23 protein-coding genes and 3 tRNA genes are annotated in these 15,826 nt (G+C 64.9%); 3 read left to right on the top strand and 23 right to left on the bottom strand.

Annotated features, from left to right (window positions below; all coding sequences use genetic code 11):
* Positions 1 to 29: 29 nt before the first annotated feature.
* A complete protein-coding gene (locus tag NKJ75_RS06735) occupies positions 30 to 356 on the top strand; it encodes a hypothetical protein (RefSeq protein WP_352499461.1) in 327 nt (108 codons plus the stop codon).
* A gap of 7 nt (positions 357 to 363) precedes the next feature.
* Here the strand turns inward: NKJ75_RS06735 and NKJ75_RS06730 are convergent, their stop codons facing one another.
* The 5 genes from NKJ75_RS06730 to NKJ75_RS06710 form a co-directional block, all read right to left on the bottom strand.
* Positions 364 to 678, bottom strand: a complete 315-nt coding sequence (locus NKJ75_RS06730; RefSeq protein ID WP_502903840.1) for a phage tail assembly chaperone — start codon at positions 676 to 678, stop codon at positions 364 to 366.
* Positions 679 to 707: 29 nt separating this feature from the next.
* Entirely contained in the window at positions 708 to 1,172 is a 465-nt protein-coding gene (locus NKJ75_RS06725) for a phage-derived protein YdaY family protein (protein ID WP_352499459.1), read from the bottom strand.
* Positions 1,173 to 1,208: 36 nt separating this feature from the next.
* On the bottom strand, positions 1,209 to 1,709 hold the full coding sequence (locus NKJ75_RS06720; RefSeq protein ID WP_352499458.1) for a hypothetical protein: 501 nt from the start codon (positions 1,707 to 1,709) through the stop codon (positions 1,209 to 1,211).
* Positions 1,710 to 1,818: 109 nt separating this feature from the next.
* Positions 1,819 to 2,256, bottom strand: coding sequence for a hypothetical protein (locus NKJ75_RS06715; RefSeq protein ID WP_352499457.1), 438 nt, complete (start codon positions 2,254 to 2,256; stop codon positions 1,819 to 1,821).
* Entirely contained in the window at positions 2,253 to 2,657 is a 405-nt protein-coding gene (locus NKJ75_RS06710; protein ID WP_352499456.1) for a hypothetical protein, read from the bottom strand. Before NKJ75_RS06710 ends, NKJ75_RS06715 begins: the two co-directional genes overlap by 4 nt.
* 83 nt (positions 2,658 to 2,740) lie before the next feature.
* On the opposite strand from NKJ75_RS06710, the gene NKJ75_RS06705 reads away from it, so the two are divergent.
* Entirely contained in the window at positions 2,741 to 2,935 is a 195-nt protein-coding gene (locus tag NKJ75_RS06705) for a hypothetical protein (protein WP_352499455.1), read from the top strand.
* On the opposite strand, the gene NKJ75_RS06700 is transcribed toward NKJ75_RS06705, so the two are convergent.
* Complete coding sequence (locus NKJ75_RS06700; protein ID WP_352499454.1) at positions 2,875 to 3,255, bottom strand: hypothetical protein; 381 nt, start codon at positions 3,253 to 3,255, stop codon at positions 2,875 to 2,877. The two genes, NKJ75_RS06705 and NKJ75_RS06700, sit on opposite strands and share 61 nt — an antisense overlap.
* A gap of 13 nt (positions 3,256 to 3,268) precedes the next feature.
* Between NKJ75_RS06700 and NKJ75_RS06695 the strand changes: the two genes are divergently transcribed.
* A complete protein-coding gene (locus NKJ75_RS06695; protein ID WP_352499453.1) occupies positions 3,269 to 3,475 on the top strand; it encodes a hypothetical protein in 207 nt (68 codons plus the stop codon).
* On the opposite strand, the gene NKJ75_RS06690 is transcribed toward NKJ75_RS06695, so the two are convergent.
* The 17 genes from NKJ75_RS06690 to NKJ75_RS06610 form a co-directional block, all read right to left on the bottom strand.
* On the bottom strand, positions 3,438 to 4,484 hold the full coding sequence (locus tag NKJ75_RS06690) for a phage minor head protein (RefSeq protein WP_352499452.1): 1,047 nt from the start codon (positions 4,482 to 4,484) through the stop codon (positions 3,438 to 3,440). The genes NKJ75_RS06695 and NKJ75_RS06690 overlap by 38 nt on opposite strands.
* Complete coding sequence (locus NKJ75_RS06685) at positions 4,484 to 4,687, bottom strand: hypothetical protein (RefSeq protein ID WP_352499451.1); 204 nt, start codon at positions 4,685 to 4,687, stop codon at positions 4,484 to 4,486. The genes NKJ75_RS06690 and NKJ75_RS06685 overlap by 1 nt, the downstream gene beginning before the upstream one ends.
* Positions 4,687 to 5,196 carry a DnaT-like ssDNA-binding protein gene (locus NKJ75_RS06680; RefSeq protein WP_352499450.1) on the bottom strand — a complete coding sequence of 170 codons (510 nt, stop codon included), beginning with the start codon at positions 5,194 to 5,196 and terminating at the stop codon, positions 4,687 to 4,689. Before NKJ75_RS06680 ends, NKJ75_RS06685 begins: the two co-directional genes overlap by 1 nt.
* Positions 5,197 to 5,198: 2 nt before the next feature.
* On the bottom strand, positions 5,199 to 5,501 hold the full coding sequence (locus NKJ75_RS06675; protein WP_352499449.1) for a phage fiber-tail adaptor protein: 303 nt from the start codon (positions 5,499 to 5,501) through the stop codon (positions 5,199 to 5,201).
* A gap of 14 nt (positions 5,502 to 5,515) precedes the next feature.
* Positions 5,516 to 5,740, bottom strand: coding sequence for a hypothetical protein (locus NKJ75_RS06670; protein WP_352499448.1), 225 nt, complete (start codon positions 5,738 to 5,740; stop codon positions 5,516 to 5,518).
* Positions 5,740 to 8,217: a hypothetical protein gene (locus NKJ75_RS06665; protein ID WP_352499447.1), complete on the bottom strand. Its 2,478-nt coding sequence runs from the start codon at positions 8,215 to 8,217 to the stop codon at positions 5,740 to 5,742. The genes NKJ75_RS06670 and NKJ75_RS06665 overlap by 1 nt, the downstream gene beginning before the upstream one ends.
* On the bottom strand, positions 8,218 to 9,156 hold the full coding sequence (locus tag NKJ75_RS06660) for a hypothetical protein (protein ID WP_352499446.1): 939 nt from the start codon (positions 9,154 to 9,156) through the stop codon (positions 8,218 to 8,220).
* The gene (locus NKJ75_RS06655) at positions 9,153 to 10,082 is read right to left on the bottom strand and encodes a hypothetical protein (RefSeq protein WP_352499445.1); all 930 of its coding nucleotides are present in this window, start codon (positions 10,080 to 10,082) and stop codon (positions 9,153 to 9,155) included. Before NKJ75_RS06655 ends, NKJ75_RS06660 begins: the two co-directional genes overlap by 4 nt.
* Positions 10,083 to 10,085: 3 nt before the next feature.
* Entirely contained in the window at positions 10,086 to 10,424 is a 339-nt protein-coding gene (locus tag NKJ75_RS06650) for a hypothetical protein (RefSeq protein ID WP_352499444.1), read from the bottom strand.
* Positions 10,425 to 10,492: 68 nt separating this feature from the next.
* Complete coding sequence (locus NKJ75_RS06645) at positions 10,493 to 11,473, bottom strand: major capsid protein (protein WP_352499443.1); 981 nt, start codon at positions 11,471 to 11,473, stop codon at positions 10,493 to 10,495.
* Between the two features lie 123 nt (positions 11,474 to 11,596).
* Positions 11,597 to 12,457: a hypothetical protein gene (locus NKJ75_RS06640; protein WP_352499442.1), complete on the bottom strand. Its 861-nt coding sequence runs from the start codon at positions 12,455 to 12,457 to the stop codon at positions 11,597 to 11,599.
* A gap of 207 nt (positions 12,458 to 12,664) precedes the next feature.
* A complete protein-coding gene (locus NKJ75_RS06635; protein ID WP_352499441.1) occupies positions 12,665 to 12,973 on the bottom strand; it encodes a hypothetical protein in 309 nt (102 codons plus the stop codon).
* Positions 12,974 to 13,028: 55 nt separating this feature from the next.
* Positions 13,029 to 13,113, bottom strand: a tRNA-Ser gene (locus NKJ75_RS06630).
* A gap of 5 nt (positions 13,114 to 13,118) precedes the next feature.
* A complete protein-coding gene (locus NKJ75_RS06625; protein WP_352499440.1) occupies positions 13,119 to 13,487 on the bottom strand; it encodes a hypothetical protein in 369 nt (122 codons plus the stop codon).
* Between the two features lie 96 nt (positions 13,488 to 13,583).
* Positions 13,584 to 13,680 (bottom strand) — tRNA-Ile (locus tag NKJ75_RS06620).
* Between the two features lie 710 nt (positions 13,681 to 14,390).
* A tRNA-Met gene (locus NKJ75_RS06615) sits at positions 14,391 to 14,467 on the bottom strand.
* Positions 14,468 to 14,575: 108 nt separating this feature from the next.
* Positions 14,576 to 15,826 carry a hypothetical protein gene (locus NKJ75_RS06610; protein ID WP_352499439.1) on the bottom strand — a complete coding sequence of 417 codons (1,251 nt, stop codon included), beginning with the start codon at positions 15,824 to 15,826 and terminating at the stop codon, positions 14,576 to 14,578.

Below are 15,826 nucleotides of genomic sequence, written 5' to 3'. Positions count from 1 at the left end.
TATCGTCCGCCCCTTTCGGGGGAGCGACGATGCGCGGATTTCTGGTTGTGTTGATGGTGATGTTCGCCGGCCATGCGTTGGCAGGCGGCAAAGCGTCCGAAATATGCCTGAAGGCGGCGGCCCACGCCTATCTCAAGAACAGCCTCGAGCCGATCGCCGAGCAGGATTTCTCAGACCTGAGCCCGCCAAGCGCCCGGGTTTCCTACGATCCAGGCAACGGCGCCGAATACTGGTCCGATTGCACGTTTGACGGCCATCTGAAACTGGTTCAGTTCTGCCTGAATGGCGCGTGCATGGCCGCCGGCAACAAGGCCTTCGACAAGATCGTGGTGTTGCTGGCGAGGGACGGCTACTAGCCGCCCCTCATTTCGGCCCGAACATGGCGTCGAACAGGTTCGGCGATAGCGGCCGCGACGACACGACAGGGGCAGGTTTACCCGGCGCGCCGGGATCCCTGTTGGCCCGTTCGAGATAGACCCGGTCCATGGCCCGCATCGCGCCCCGGAACGATGCCAGTTCATCCGGATCATCGAGACCAAGCTCAGCCGCCCAGGAGCGGATGGCCCAGCCTGGAACAGGTCCGGTGTAGCGGTAGCGGTCGGTCGACAAGTCCCAAAACGCCGCGAGGAACGGCTCGGCGCCGGGCATCAGATCCGGTCGACGCAGGTGGTCGGGAATGGGTTCGCCGCGGTCCTCGTGGCCCTCGATCAGGCCGGCTGCTGAGTCCCCCCACTCGAACTCCCAGGCGACGGCTTCCGCGAGTTTTTTTCCAGCCCGCCCTGGGCTTCGGCCGTGCTGCGATCGACAAAACTAGCCGCCCAAACGACGGCATCGGCGAATGGCATGTAGTCGGGATCAGTAAGCCATGTCAGCGCCAGGTCCTTGTCGAACGGAACGGGCTTACCGTCTTCGGTCAGCCCGTCCCATTCGAGAAGCACGGCTTCATGGAGAGCCTCGCCAAGGAGACGCATGTCGACGTCGGTCTTGATCGCGCCGTCAGCCTCCCGATCGCTTTTCGGCACCTTGCGCTGCTTGCGGCCGCGCAGGGCAGCGAAGGTCGGCGAGGACATGCCTCGCACCCTGAGCCGAAGATTTCCCATGCCTGGGATTTCATCGACCCATTTGCCGCCTTCGACCATCTTGCTGTCGCGCTTGAGGTTACTCAATTCCATGAAGACTACTCCTGACTGTTGGCGTTGGAACTCTGCTTAGGTGGCGGCGGTCCGGACCACGTTCGAGTTGATCTCGATGGTGGCGTTGAGGTTGCGGACCGTATTGGCGGCGCCGCCGGCCGGGCTGGCATTCATCACCAGGCCAACGAAATAGGCCTTCGAATTGACGCTGCCGCTGGCGCCGCTGGCATCGTTGAACTCGACCATGAAGCCATAGTTCGCCTTGTTGGCACCCTGCGACGCCGCAATCAGCGCAACCTGACCGTCGTCGCCGGTGATTTCGGCGAAGACGTTCTGCATCGAGCCGGCATTGGTGGTGCCCTTCTGCTTGATGTCGCGGTTGCGGTTGATGAGCTGCGTCGAGATCAGCGCGGCGGTATCGCCGAACACGCCCATGGTGGTCCAGCCGTCGATTTCGGTGAACTGGTCGGGGCTGGTGATGAAGTCGCTTTCGATGAAATCGTCGATCTGCGTCGCCATGATCTCGCCGATGTAGATCTTGCAACCAGCGACGGGGTATAGGTCGGTTCCGGCCATGAGGGATCTCCTTTGAATTGGCTGGTTTCATGAAGGTGAAATCAGCAGGGTCACCGACGCTGCGGATGATGCGGGCACCGCCCGCTGGTTGGACGTGGAGGCGAGAGCCTCAACGGGCGTAGAGGCTGATCACCAGCGGCACGCGCCGGCCGATGCGGCTGGCGTCGTCGACCGGGGCCGGCATCGGGCCGCCCGCCAGGATCTGCGTGACGCTGTAGTTGGTCACCGTGATCGACCGGCGCTGGCTGTGGAACAGGGAATGGATCAACTCGGCCGCCAGTTCGACCTCGCGAAACTGCTTGTCCTGCTCGCCGTAGACGCAGACGTCGATCGCAACCTGCGGCCGAAAATCGTTGATCCCGTCGAGGTTCACGCGCGTCACGATGGGGCCAATGGTGACGGCCGGGTATTTTGCCCCAGGCGGGATTGGCCGGCGGGTGTGAACCGAGGGCCCATCGAGGAAGATGCCGAGTTGGCCGACGATGTCGGAGGCGTTGACGATCGCCGTGCGCAGCGGTTCGAGGATTTCCAGCGGCGGGGCGCTCATTTCAGCGCGTCCCTGATTTCGCGCTGAATGTCTTCCTCGATCGCATCCTTGCGGTTGGCGAGCGCTGGCCTGGCATAGGAGCGCGCTTCCATGTTCTCGTTGCCGAACTCGAGCGAGGCCGCCTGCTTGGTCGACCAGCTGACGGTGCCGCTCAGATTGGCGCCATCGAAGGCAGTCCGCCCCGATTGCACCGTGGCGCCGGTGTCGCTGGCGAAGGGCTGGCCAGGCGCCGAGGCCTGGTGCTCGACACCGCGGCGGCGATAGGTCCGGCCCGACTTCGGCGTGTCGAGGATGAGGTGTGTCGCCTCCTCGTGCACGGCTTGGGTCTGGCGCACGACGCCACGCATGGCAGCGGCGTGCACCTTTGCCAGGACCGCATCGCCCTTCCATTCGACAGACAAGGCCTTTTCCCCGCTTTCTTTTGCGTAACATATTGATTTCGTTAGCGATTATCCTCACCTGATAACTCAGGAAGGAGACTCACATGTGCATTTTCAAACGACTGACCGGCAAGGCGAGCGAGATCGCGCTACTTGCCGCAGCCTGGAATGATGAGCGTGAACAGTTGATCTCGCTCGACAATGCGCTGGCGGCCATCGCCCTGCGCCGCCGGCCGGTCTACGCCGGCGCCGAGATTTCGAAGCATTGCAGCCGCATGGTCGCGCTCGCCGGATCCTGATCGAGGATCTCGCGGACCTGGTGCCACTGCGCCTTGATGTAGACCTGGTCGCCCCGCTCCGGCGCCGTCCGTGGCGTCACGGACTCGAGCAGGACAAGAACCCCGACGTCTGTCTGAGGAATGCCGGCTTGAGCGCGAAACGTCGCGTCGAAGCTCTCGCGGATGCCGTTGAAGGTGAATGTCGCCGGCGTCGGCGACACCGGATCGCCCAAGGCGTCCGTGGTTGTAGCGCTCTCACGACGCAGAACACCGTCGGAGAGTTTTCCCCGGAATGCCCGGGCGACCGTGCGCGCGAGTGGACCTTCGAGCAGCGATGCCATATTGTCCGCCTCCGTGACAGATCGACCAACTCTTTCCGACGACGAGACCGCCGACATGCTGCATCGCATGGCGTTCGAGCTCGAGACGTCGCATGGCACCACCAGGCGGGCCGATGCGGCGCTGAAAGCAGCGCGGGCCGCCTTGTTGATGTTCCTCGCCGGACTGCTCCAGGCGAGCGAGGCTAAGCCGCCGCAGCCTCCCGACCACCCAGCCGCGTGATCACCACGCATCGGCAGCCGATGGTGTCCTCGGGCCCGGCGCCGAGGGACATGTCGCCTGGAAACATCAAGAGCGCGCCGCTGGGCGAGGTGAACGGCTCATCGAAGCCGGTCTCCTGGCCGTCCATCTCGAGATGTGCCTCGCGCGTGCGGCTGTCATGGGTGGCGAGCCAGACCTGGGTGACGACGTCGCGATCGAGTTTCGCGGTGTCGATCACCTGCTCGAAGGCCTCGCGCTGCGCCGCGCCGACCGCCTGTGTGGCTTCGGTGCGTCCGATCATCTCGCCGCGCAGGTCGAGCATGCGGTTGGCATACTGGCTGAGCGCGCGGTCGACGATGTCGGCCGGCACCGGCTTGCCGTCGCTGATCGCCTTGATGACGGCCTGGTCGAAACGCTTGTCCCTCGCCTGCCGGCCGAGATAGGCGCGCAACTCGGCTGGATCGCCCGAAAGCAGTTGCTGGCGCGCATTGGCGACGGTCTGATACTGGCCGCTGGTCAGCCCGACAATGCCGCCCTCGCGCTTGCCTGTCGCCCGGTTGATGCGGCCGACGATGTCGAGCGCCACGGAGCGCGGGCCGCGACCTGCTGCCAGGCCATCGGAGAGCGCCTGGCGCAGCGCCGTGCGTTGATCGTCCAGGATCGCGGTGACGAGCCTGGCGCCGCGGTTCTCGACCCAGCGCGCGGCCGCCGGGTTGCCCGGGTCGAAGCGCAGCAGCAGTTGAACGCCCTGGCCATCGCGCAGCGCCGGGATATCCCGTACCACAACGACACCGGTTTCCTCGAACGTGGTGCGCAACGACCTCTGCAGGGAACGGAAGGCGGCAGGATCCAGCCCGATCAGTTCCAGAGCCCGCTCGACATTGCCGGCCTCGAGCGCGCCGGCGATCGCCGCGATGCGCGCCGTGTCGCGGATTTCATGGACGGACTCGATGAAGGCCGCGCGAATGTCGCCGCCGAAGCGGTCGAGCAGCTGATCGAGCCTCTGGCGCGGCGTGGGGCGACGGGCCATCAGTTCGGCGCCGCTGTCTCGAATTGGGTGAGATCGATGGCTATCCACGAACCATCCGCCAATTGGCCTACAGCAGAGCGCGCGTCGCCGGCTTCCTCGGTCTCGTCGCCAGACGCATCAAGCAGCGTTTCGAGATGAACGACGGAGTCGTCATCCATGACCGCAATCCGCCGTTTCAAGTTGACGGCAAAGGCATCGGTCATCACGCCCTCAGAAAGAAACTGGAGGAGGTGTTCGAGCGCTTGCCGATGATGCCCGACAGAGCCTTGTCGATGATGGTGAAGATGGTCTCGGCCGGGGCGCCATCGGTGTAGATGATGTCGACCGAGCCAGCCGCTAGTTCCTTGATCTTGCCGCCACGCTCCAGGTCTGGCGACAGCGAGCCGGGATCGGCCAGCTCACGCACCGCCGCCTCGCACGTTGCGTTCTTGATCTCGACGGGAACCTCGTCCTCGTCGATGTCCTCGCCGAAGACGTCGACGGCGTCCTTGCGCGGCCAGTCCAGCCCCTGGGCGCGGCCGTTGAGCCTGGTGCCAGGGAAGCGAAGGCGATACTCGCCATCGATCCACTGCGTTGCCCTGATCAGGGCGCCTTCCTCGTCGCCGTCCGGCAAGTCAATTGCGCGCGAGTCCAGATAAGCCTCGAAATGGGCGGCGGTGACGTAGGAGTTTGCCTCGGCAAGCCCCGTTCCGTCTTCGACGACGAGCGTCATGATCAGCGCTCCTTGATCTTCAACTTTTGCGAAAAGTCATCTTCCTCGCCGTCTGACATGACGATGCGGTTGGTGACGAGATAGGTGGTGCCGGCGACGCCGCCAGAAATGCGCACCGTGGTGTTGGTGCCGGTGAAGGAGGAACCCACCTTCACCAGGTCGCCACCTCCAACCCAGGCCGCGCCGTCGAGCAGCCATGTCGAGGCCGTGATGGTGACGTCGTCTGGCAGGTCCGGCGTCCAGTCAATGCCGAAATCCCGGATCGCATCAGGGTCTTTTGGTCCCCATTTAATCGCAGTCGCCATCGGATCACCTCGTTCTAAGACTGCGATTGCCGCGAAAGTGCATCGACCGTGGCAGAGCGATTGACCGCGTCGACCGTAGAGCTTCGGCCAACGGCGTCGGCTTGAGCCATGCGCTCGACAGGATCAACCACGGCGAAAAACCCGGCTTCCGTCGGGAACACCAGCACGATCGGCGTGAAACCTCCGCCGAAGAAGCGCTTGCCGAAAAAGTGGCGTCCGAAGAAGCGCCCGCCGAACATCAGGTGGCGTCCGTCGTTACGACCAGGCGATTGCCGTCCTCATCGACCTCTGCCGTGAGACGGTCCTTGGCGTCAGCGGCGTCGCGATAATGGACCGTGCTGCCGTCGAGCCCATCGGCCTTGCCGTAGAGAGCCGCGCGCGACAGCCGCAGGAAGTCCTGCACGGTCTCCGCACCTTCGAATGCGGTTGCCAGAAGCGCCGCAGCGTTGGCCGCAGCGGTCGGGACGGTCAACGCTGCGATTGCTGCCAGGACAGCATCGTCAGCCCCTGCAAAGCCGGCAGCGAGTTCAGCATTGGTCGGAAGATCGTCAACGCTCGTCTGCGACGACCTCGCGGCGATGTCTGCCGATAGGCTGGCACCAGCCGGCGCCCCAAGGCGACTCATAATCGCCGTGGTGGCGTCGATGATCAGCGACTGGTCGGCCGGGTCGCTTGGCAGGTTGTCAGTTTTGGCTTTCACCGCGTCGTCGATCGCCTTGATCGCCGCGATGTCGGCCGAAATGGTCGCCCCGACCGGGGCGCCGAGCCGCGACAACAGCGTCGTGGTGCCGGCTGTATCGCCGCCGGCATAGGTCGAGCGCGTCGAGACAGCGGCGTCGATGCGGCCGGTGACAGTTGATGTCACCCCGACATCGGCAAGTGCTGCATCCGCCTCGGCATTGACCTGCGCCGCCGACAGGTCGTTGAAGCCGGTGACGCCGGTTCCCTTGGCCAACGCAATGTTGGTGCCGGCGGTCAAGAGCCGCGTCGTCGTCGCCCATACGGCAGTGCCGATCTCGGTCCCGGCATCAGCCGCCAGAGCCGCAGCCGTGACGCTGTTGGCGGCCAGACCGTTGACGGTGGTCACCGCGGCGATGGTGCGGGTCTGCACCTCGTCGGCGATGGCGCTGGCGGTCGGCGCGCTGCCGCCGGTCGGCGCCTGTTCCAGCGCATTGGCGGTGAAGCGATAGGTGCCGCCGTCATCCTCGACCGTGTCGTCGAGCTTGTCGGTGCTCACCTTGATCGCATCGACAACGGTGTCGACGGTGGCCAGGTTGGTGATGATGGTGCCGATTTCGGTATCGATGTAGCCGGCAACGACCGCCAGGTTTGCCGCGGTGGCGAGCGCAGCGTCGGCAATGGCCGTGTCGACCTCGGCGTTGACCTGTGCAGCAGACAAATTATTGAGTGCCGCGACCGAAGCGGCCGTGGCAAGGCCGGCCTGCAATTCCGTCGTCACGTCTGCCGCAAGTTTGGCTGCGGTGATGGAATCCGCCGCGAAGCTCGATGCTGTGATGCCCCCCGCCGCGACACTACCCACCGATCCGGTGACGTTGCCGCCGACATTGCCGGTCACCGAACCGACCGCCCCTGTGACAGAGCCGACTGCGCCAGTCACGCTCGCGATGGTGACATCGCCGGCGACCTTGGCATCGGTGATCGCATCGGCGGCAATGGCCGTGGCGGTGAGGACAGCCGCCGCCATAGCGCCGACACTGGCGTCGATGCGACCCGAGACCAGCGCTGCCGGCAGGACAGCCTTGACCGCCGCGACATCGGCCGAGACGGATGCGCCAGCCGGCGCGCCGAGCCGCGCGAATGCGTCCCCTGTCATGGCAGGTGCCGCGGCGCCTTTCCAATCGAGCACGTTGACGTCGACCTGGTTCGCGACAGTGAACGTCACCTTGTCGGTCGTGACCTTTATCGCTGAGGTGTCGACCTTCACGGCGGCAACGTCCGCGCTGACTGATGCACCTGCAGGAGCGCCGAGGCGGGCATAGGCATCGCCGGTCATCGCCGCTGCGGCGGAGCCCTTCCAGTTGATGACGTTGATGTCCTGGATCCCAGCCGTGGCAGGCGTCGAATAGATGGTGCCGAGCAGGTATTTGTCGTCGACCAGCGGAACGCCGGTCACGTTCGGCGCCGGGATGGTTCCGCCGGCCCATTTGGTGGCGTTGACTGCCTGGTCGGCAGCCAAAAGCACGCTTGCGCCAATGTCCCGCGCGGTCTGAGACGTTCCGTTGATCTTGAGCACATCGACGCGGCCAGAGGCATCGACGGAGAGTGGCAGCCCCCCATTGGCGCCAGCAGCAGCATTCGGCAGCGCCGTCATGCCCATGCGCACGGCATCGTCGATGTTGACAGCGATCAGCTGCACCTCGATCGGCATCGGCGCCATGTTGGCCGCGCCCTTGAGGTGGATTGCGCAGGACTTGGCACCGGCTGCCAGCGCCGCATTCGGCGGGCAGAACTGATACCAGCCAGGCATGTTGGTGGCGTCTATTTCCTTGAAGCCGCTCGACGTGAAGGTGCCGACCGTCATCGTCACCAGGGAGATCGCGGTTGCGGTCGTGTCGGTGTCGCGATGATAATAGGCTGTCAAAGAGCCGGATGCATTGGTCAAGCCCGTCAAGCCGCCGCCCGTCGTCGACGAAGAGTCACGGATGAATATCTGCCAAATTTCCGATGTGGCGCCGGCCAGCTTCTGCAGCTTCATTTACGTGCCCGCCATGTCAGGGATAAACAGCATGCCGGCAGATCCTGCCGAGACGTTGCCGTAGCTTATGATGATGATTTCGCCGCGAGCGCCTGCACCGCCATTGCCTGCGTTGACACCGTTCACAGTCGTTCCACCGCCGCCACCGCCACCACCGGGAATGCCGCCGTCGCCGCCGTTTTCAGGCACGGTCGCGCTGGAGTTTCCACCACCGCCACCGGAGCCGGGATAGGCAAAGCCAGCGCCGCCGTTGGCACCATGTGTCCCGCCGGCGCGATCGCGAGCGATGCCTCCCGCCGATCCGGTGCCGTAGACAGAAGAACCTTTGCCGCAGCCGGCACCCCCACCTGCCCCGCCGCGCGTTGCCGGTTGGCCAATGGTCGGTGTTGTATTCGAATTGGCACCAGCTGCACCGCCGGATCCGCCGAAGAAACCCGTGTTGGCCGCAGCGCCCGCCGCGCCGCCATTGGCGCCTGCGGTGCCGGGCGTGGTGCCGCTGCCATTGCCGCCCGCACCATCAAGACCGCCGCCACCACCACCAGCCGAAGCCGCGCCGTTGACGCCGCCGACGCCGGAACCGCCACCATAGGCCGTGATGGTGACGCCGTTGATGGTGAAGGTGGAGTTGTTTCCAACCGCCGCCTGGCTGCCGTTGCCATTGTCTACGGTCGCGCCGGCACCGCCGGTAAGCGATGCTGCCACGGTGTATGTTTCAGTCGACCCGAGTTGGTCTGCCGAATAGATGCGGTCGATAATCGCGCCACCACCACCGCCAGCGCCGCCACTGGATGATGTCGCCGCCAGCTTGCGAGCCCCGCCGCCGCCGGGACCGCCGCCGCCAATCAAGATGATGCGAACGAATTCTGCCCAGCTTTCCTTGGTCCAGGTCTGCGCGATGCCAGATGTGAAGCGCTCGAATTTTATCGGGGCGGCTGTCATGGCACGCCTATCAAGTCAGTGATGACGACGACGATGCCGTTGGCGCCAGCCCCGCCTGCTGCTGCGGTGCCGCCGGAGAGCGCAGATCCGCCCCCGCCGCCGCCACCACCGGGGTAGCCGCCATTGCCACCTGCCCCGGCTGTCGTTGCGCTGGCACCGCCACCACCTCCACCGGACCCAGGCCAACCGAGCGTGTCGATGGACCCATTCGACCCCGCCGTGCCCGTCGACGCCGCAGCGCCCAGACCGCCGGGGATCGTACCGCCAGCAGCCGCGCCACCGGCGCCACCGGCGCTATAGGCCGGTACCGTGTTTTTGCCGCCACCAGCCGCCCCGCCGCCGCCGCCGCTCAACGATTGGCCGCCAGCAAATCCGGTTGTCGTTACGCTGCCCGATCCGCCGCCGGCAGACCCACCAACAGATGTATTCGCAGGGCCGATTGCACCGCCGGCCGGGCCAGCCACGCCCCCATTCGCGCCAGCCGTACCACCTGTATTCGTTGTGGCGTCACCGCCAGCGCCAGCCATTCCGCCACCACCGCCGCCTGCCGAGGAGGAAGTCGAGCCCCCTGATCCGCGCCCGCCGCCATAGGCAGTCTGCACTGCAACTGTCGTGCCGCCGAATGTGCTGTTGCCGCCTGCGGTGCCATTGCCTCCGCCGGAGCCGCTTCCTGCCGAGCCCCCAGAGGCGCCGGCGCCGACAGAATAGGCTTCGGTCGAACCGAGTTCAGCGGCATCGAACACCATCTCGTGACGGCACCCACCGCCACCTCCACCGCCGCCCGACACGCCAGTTCCGGACGCCTGCGTATCGCCGCCACCACCGGACCCGCCGGCACCAACCAGGACAACGCGAACCGTCGTCGCGCCAGCCGGCTTGGTCCAGTTGCCGGAACCGGAGATGAATGTCTGGACGTCAACGGGCATGGTTCACGCCTCAGCGCGCCGCGCTAGTTCGGCCTCGATCGCAGCGGTAGCCTCGGCTGCGTTCTTGACGGGCTGGGCGCTGAGCTTGGTTGCCAGGCCGCGCAGCGACGGGCCGCCCTTGGCCCTCGGCAGGTAGGGCAGTGCAGCCCAATTGTCGGGAATGAGAATTTCACCGTCGGGCTGAGCCACAACGACGGGAGCAGGCGCCTCAGCGCCATTGGCGATTTCGTTGGCTTCCTCGCGTGAAAACCCATCGGCGCGCGCCTGGTAGTAGCGGTTTCTCTGAGCTGCGATCTCGTCGCGCTGGCGAAGCGCCTCTTCGCTGATGACTATGCGCCTCATGTCACTTCCTCCAGGTGGAACAATGGAAACGACGGCGACCGCTGCCGGCCGCCGTCGTTGATGTCTGGTTACGCGATCTTGTGGCGCAGAAGGACGATGCGGACGTTCTTCTCCTCGTAGACGCGTTCCCAATTGCCGGCGGCCGCGAGTTCGCTATCGCTCGGGGTCGGCTTGGCGGGAACGCCGGAGCCGGGGGACCAAGCGATGCCGCGCGGGTGCAGGACGTAGTGGCGACGGGTCACCAGGTATTCCTGACCGCCGTTCTTGAGCGGGTCGCGGCCGACTTCCGACGGGACCTTGGGAGAGCCGTCGGCAAAGCCGATGGCGCCAGGCCCGAACAGATAGGTGTCGTAGACGCCGGCGCTGCCCGCATTGGCATCGTCGACGATGACGTCCTTGCCCATGAACGACTTCATCACGATCTTGCCTTCGCTGTCGCGAATGGTCTCGATGAGGTTGCTCTTGGCAAGGACGGCCTCGACAGCGGAGTGCATGAGAATGCCGCTGATCTGGTCCTTCTTGTCGCCGAGCATCTGCGCGGCGTCGATGAAGGACGAGCCGTCGATGATGGCGGCCGCGCCCGAGAGGCCCGAGATGTCGAGTGCGTTGACATCGGGGGACTCGGCGAGCAGTGCGCCCATGGCGCCCTTGAGCGTGGCGATGAGCTGGTAATTGAGCTCACCGGACCAATTCTCGGCGATACCCTTGGCGATGGCGACCATCGGGTCGCTGCCGGCGAGGGCAGCCGAAAGATCGGTGCCGCCATAGACCAGGGCGCGTGCGTGCTGCACGGCCAGGTCCTGGCCAGTCGTGACCTTGCGGATTTCCAGATCGTCGGTGTCGTCGAGCAGCTGAGCACGCTCACTGAGCGCCTGCCAGAACGGCATCTGGATCTGCGTGCCGCCCTGCTTGCCGAAGTCGAGATCGGCAACGTTGGTGACGATGCCGGAGCGGAAGAAGGCGTTGACGAGGGTCGTGGCCTCCAGGAAGTACGGGTTGAAGCGCTCGGGGACGATGACGTCCGCGAGAGCAGTAGGGGTGTCAGCCATGGGAAAATCTCCTCTGGTTAGGCTGGTTTCGATGTGAAATCAGCCGCGTCACCGACACCGGCTGCTGATGATTGCGGGCACCGCCCGCGGCTTTAAGCTGACGGCCTCCAAGGGCCGCCAGGATTACTTCTTGTCGATCGGTCCCATCGAGCTATTGGCGTGGGCGAGATCCTTGAAGCCCGCCGTCTTCGCCAGCCGCTCGGCCTTGGCGCGATCGCTCTTGAGCAGCGCGCCCTGCTGGGTGATGTTCCACGTGTCTTTGGCGTAGGGATTGGTCTCGCCAAGACGCAGGTTGCGGCCGCCGCCGCGCTCGTCGGCGCCGGTCGGCGCTGCGATGAAATCCTTCGCCTCGTCGCTCTGTGCCCAATTGCCGATGAACTTGCCGAGCTCGTCGCCACCAAGATCGGTCTTCATGCGGGCGATGCGCTTGCCGTCCTCCTCGACGATTTCGACGTCGCCTTCGAACATGCGCTGCGCGGCCTTGAGCAGGGTTGGCTTGACGCCGGCCTTGACCAGTTCCTTGGTCAGCCCGTCGCCGACCAGCGTGGTGCGCAGGTCGCCGGTCAGCCCGCTGATGGTCTGATCCTTCTCGGCGATGACCTCGTCCTTGGCGCGCAGTGCCGCCTCGTGGCGCGTCGTCATCTGCCGTTCCTTGGCAGCGACCGCGGTTTCCACCTGCTTGCGGACGTCCTTGCCTTCGGGATCGGCTTGGCGCGCTTCGTCTTCGGTCTTCAGACGCTCCCACTCTGCGGCGTCGAAGTCCTCGGGCAGACCCTTGAGCTTCTTTTCCGCGTCGGTGAGCTTGCGCCGCGCCTCGTCGCGCTCCCGCTTGGAATTGGTGTGGCCGTTCTTGAGAGCGATGACGGCGGGATGGTCGTCGATGCCCTCGAGTTGGAGAATGAACTTGCCGTCCTTCTCCTCGTACATGGTGTGAAAGGCGTCATCGACACCGTCGAGTTTTTCCAGAATGGTCTTGAGCGGCACCGCCGAACTCCTCTTTTGGTTGGGAAAAGCCCGCACCGCGAGCAACAAAAAACCCGCCGGGATTGGCGGGCGGGGAAGCATCACAAATGAGTGGAAAACACCTCAAATCTGAGGTGGAAACTGAAAGGCGGAGGACCATTGACCGGATGACAAATCCGATCGGTCCCCCGCCCCTGGCGCACCCCAACGGGGGTTTACGGCTCTACGCTAGCACCGAAGGTGATAGCGATAAAGCGATTGACCGTCCGTCTGTAGCGACATCGCGTAAACCGGACTGAGCAACGGTGCAGATCGCACCGCATGCGGCGCCGGTGCTTCCTCGCGCTTGATGGCGACGTGGTCGGGCGTGACGGCCAGGTCCGGCACCATGAAGGAGACCTGGTAGGACGGTGCGGCGTAGAGGCCGGGGTCGTGCGTGCCGATGGACGGCGGCGCCATGAAGGCGGTGATGGCGAGCGCGACGGCGATGCTGCCGAAGGCCATGAGGATGAACGATCTGAGGCGAGACGAAGCCATTTTCAGTTCCTTTCGGTTGGGCTGCCGAGGATTGCCCGCTCGGCCGGGTTATGGCGGAATGAGGTAGGATTCGAACCCACGGTGAGTTGCCCCACTTCGGTTTTCAGGACCGCTGCCTTAGACCACTCGGCCACTCATCCGTGTTTCAGGCGTCTTCGAGCGCGGCGTCGACCACGCGATATGGGCAGCGCAGCAACGCCGCGATCTGCGTGCGGCCCTTGCCCATCGCGGCCAGACGGCGGATTTCCAAGGCCGATGTGACGTGCATTGGCGCCGGCTTCGCTGGTGTGGCGACTTCCTCGACAAGGAGAGCGGAGCGCGCACGGCGCCTGGCCTTCGTGTCTTCGGGGTCGCGCGGATAATGCTGGGCGCGGCGCTTGAGGTTGAAGCGGGCCGCGAGCTGGCTCGGATAGCTCTCCGAGACGCCGAAGTCCTTGGCGATCTGCGCCGTGGGCACGCCGGCGACATACTGAGCGAGCAACTCTTTCCGACGTTCCTCGGTCATACGCGCCATAGTGTCTCCTGGAGGGGCTGGGCCGCGCCAGAGATGATTGGATGGTGCCCCCACCAATAACCACCTCCGACGCGACCGAACGTTTAAAGGTCACCAGGCCCCCGACAGGAATCGAACCTGCATGGAGCTTCGCTGCAGCGATGGAGCCGGCGGGTGATTAGCCCGCTGCGTCTACCAGTTCCGCCACGGGGACCTGGTGCCTTTCTGGAGCGGATGCCAGGTGCTAATCCTGGCTCAACGCCTGTGGAGCAGGCATCTCTCACGGAGCATCCGCAAAACTGTCGGGACGGCTGGACCGCTCGCTACCCACCCGGGTTGACGGGGCTTAGTGGTGAGCAGCGTCATAGACCTTTCGGCCTCGGCCTTCCACGTTCGGCACCCTTGACCGGCCAAAGCCTCGTCCGTCCGCCGTCCCTGGCTCGCCCGGAAAGGGGAGAACCGAAACTGTCGGGCTTGTAGCCTCCTGTTGGAGAACCATGCCCGCCGGCTTCTCGTGTCGCCATCCACGCGCCGAACACCGGAAACGGACGTGGTCGCGGCCAGGGAGTGTGCTGGCGCTATCAATGGCCCCGTTCTAACCGCTACGGGACAACAACGGGCCTGCTTTCGTGAGGCGAACGTATCCGAGGGGAAATGGCCTCGGAATGGTCGAAGCGGCTGCGGGGGAGGATCATAGCAACCGACTGATCAGGCCGGCCCCATCGCCTCCCCCTTCTCGCTGGGTGTTGTCGTTGCCCTTGCGGGCGAATAGGTTGGCGGGTGCCGGGTTAACTCCCCACCGAGCGATTATCTCCGCCCGACTCTGCCTGTCCGTTCTGCGCTTCGTTACCGGACCCTGGGCCAAATGCTCCACCGTCTAGAACGGCTTCAACGCATGTGCGCACCCAAAAAACTCTTCCGAACTGGTTGCGGGGGCTGGATTTGAACCAGCGTCCTTCAGGTTATGAGCCTGACGAGCTACCGGGCTGCTCCACCCCACGAAACTGTTGGTGCCATATTGGTTACAACGCTGGCCAAGTCAAGCGAGGCTGTGGACAGCCGAAATGGCGAACCTGCGCAAATTCGCAAACTGACCGAAAATGCTTGCCTCACGCCTCCATGCTAATTTTTGCGACCTCTTTTGAGGGAGCAGAAATTAACACGCCGAGCCATTCGGGATCTGGCTTGCCGAGCAACTCCGCCGTCCAGCCCGACATCGAGCGCACGAACGGCGCGAGATCGGGCAACTGCCGCTGCCACGCCTGCCGGTAGCGATCCACCTGGCGCCAGGGCTGGCCGTTGTAGAAGTGCGGCGACTTGTCCATCGGGACGCCGGCGAGAACGATCCGCTCGAATCCGAGCTCGAGCAGGCCCTTGCCTGCGAGCAGGCCGGTGGAGCCGCCCCAATCGGGCGTGTGGCGGTCGACCGCGACGGCCGCCTTGTGCGCCCATATTTCAGGCTTGTTGCGTCCAGCCCTGACACGACGCGACAGCGCATCCCGGATGCCGATCCAGTCGATGCAGGCGCCGGGATGCAGCGTGAACCAGTAGTCGAGATGGCCTTCCCACTCGATGCCGATGTTGTTGGCGGCAGCGATCGCCGTCGGCGTGAACAGTTTGAGCGCCGCCGCGGCATCGTCGCGGACCGATGCGGCATCGCCAAGAATGAGCGCGGTCTTCACAGGCTCTGGCCTCCAGTCGGAAGGGATCGCGAGTGCGTCAGGTGTCGACGGCCAGATCTCGTCGGCCGTCACCAGCCTGACGTGATACTTCGCGGCCAGGTGCTGCATGACCGGCAACTCGACGGCGAAGTCGTGGTTGCCGGCCTTGCTGACACCCCCTTTGTACGCACCAAACGAGAATGTGCCGGGATTGCGCTGGTAGACCGGCGCAAAGGCCTGGTTGAGCTCCAACGTCCTGCCGGCGACGATGTTGTCGAACCCGACCAGGACGACGGTGCTGCCGCGCGGCGCATTCTCGATCGCCCAGCAGGTGGCGATCGTGCCGCGCGTGAACTGCAGCCGGCCAGTGGCGCCCATGCCGCCGAGCTTCTGGCCGATCTGGTTCCAGGGCGCCTGGTCGACCAGTTCGCACTTGGGCGGCAAGCCGCAGCGCTCGGGACGATGCAGCTTCGAAGCGATCCATCCCCGAGCCGGCCGGCGCCGGTTGTTCTTCTGAAAGGTCAGCATCATTGCCGGATGCGCTTCGATCAGGCCGTAGTCGTATTTGCCGCCATAGTCGGCCGAGGCCTGCCAGGCGCAATCCCACATGCGAACGACGAGATCGCAGCCGTCGACCCGCGGTCCCCAGCGCTTGCCCTCCGGCGAGCGGCCATGGCCGATGATGGCAATGGTCGACAC

This window comes from Mesorhizobium sp. M0058 (genome assembly GCF_040323095.1).
GTDB lineage: Bacteria > Pseudomonadota > Alphaproteobacteria > Rhizobiales > Rhizobiaceae > Mesorhizobium.
The sequence above is the reverse complement of the archived record's forward strand: the minus strand, read 5'-3'. Positions and strand labels throughout refer to the sequence as shown.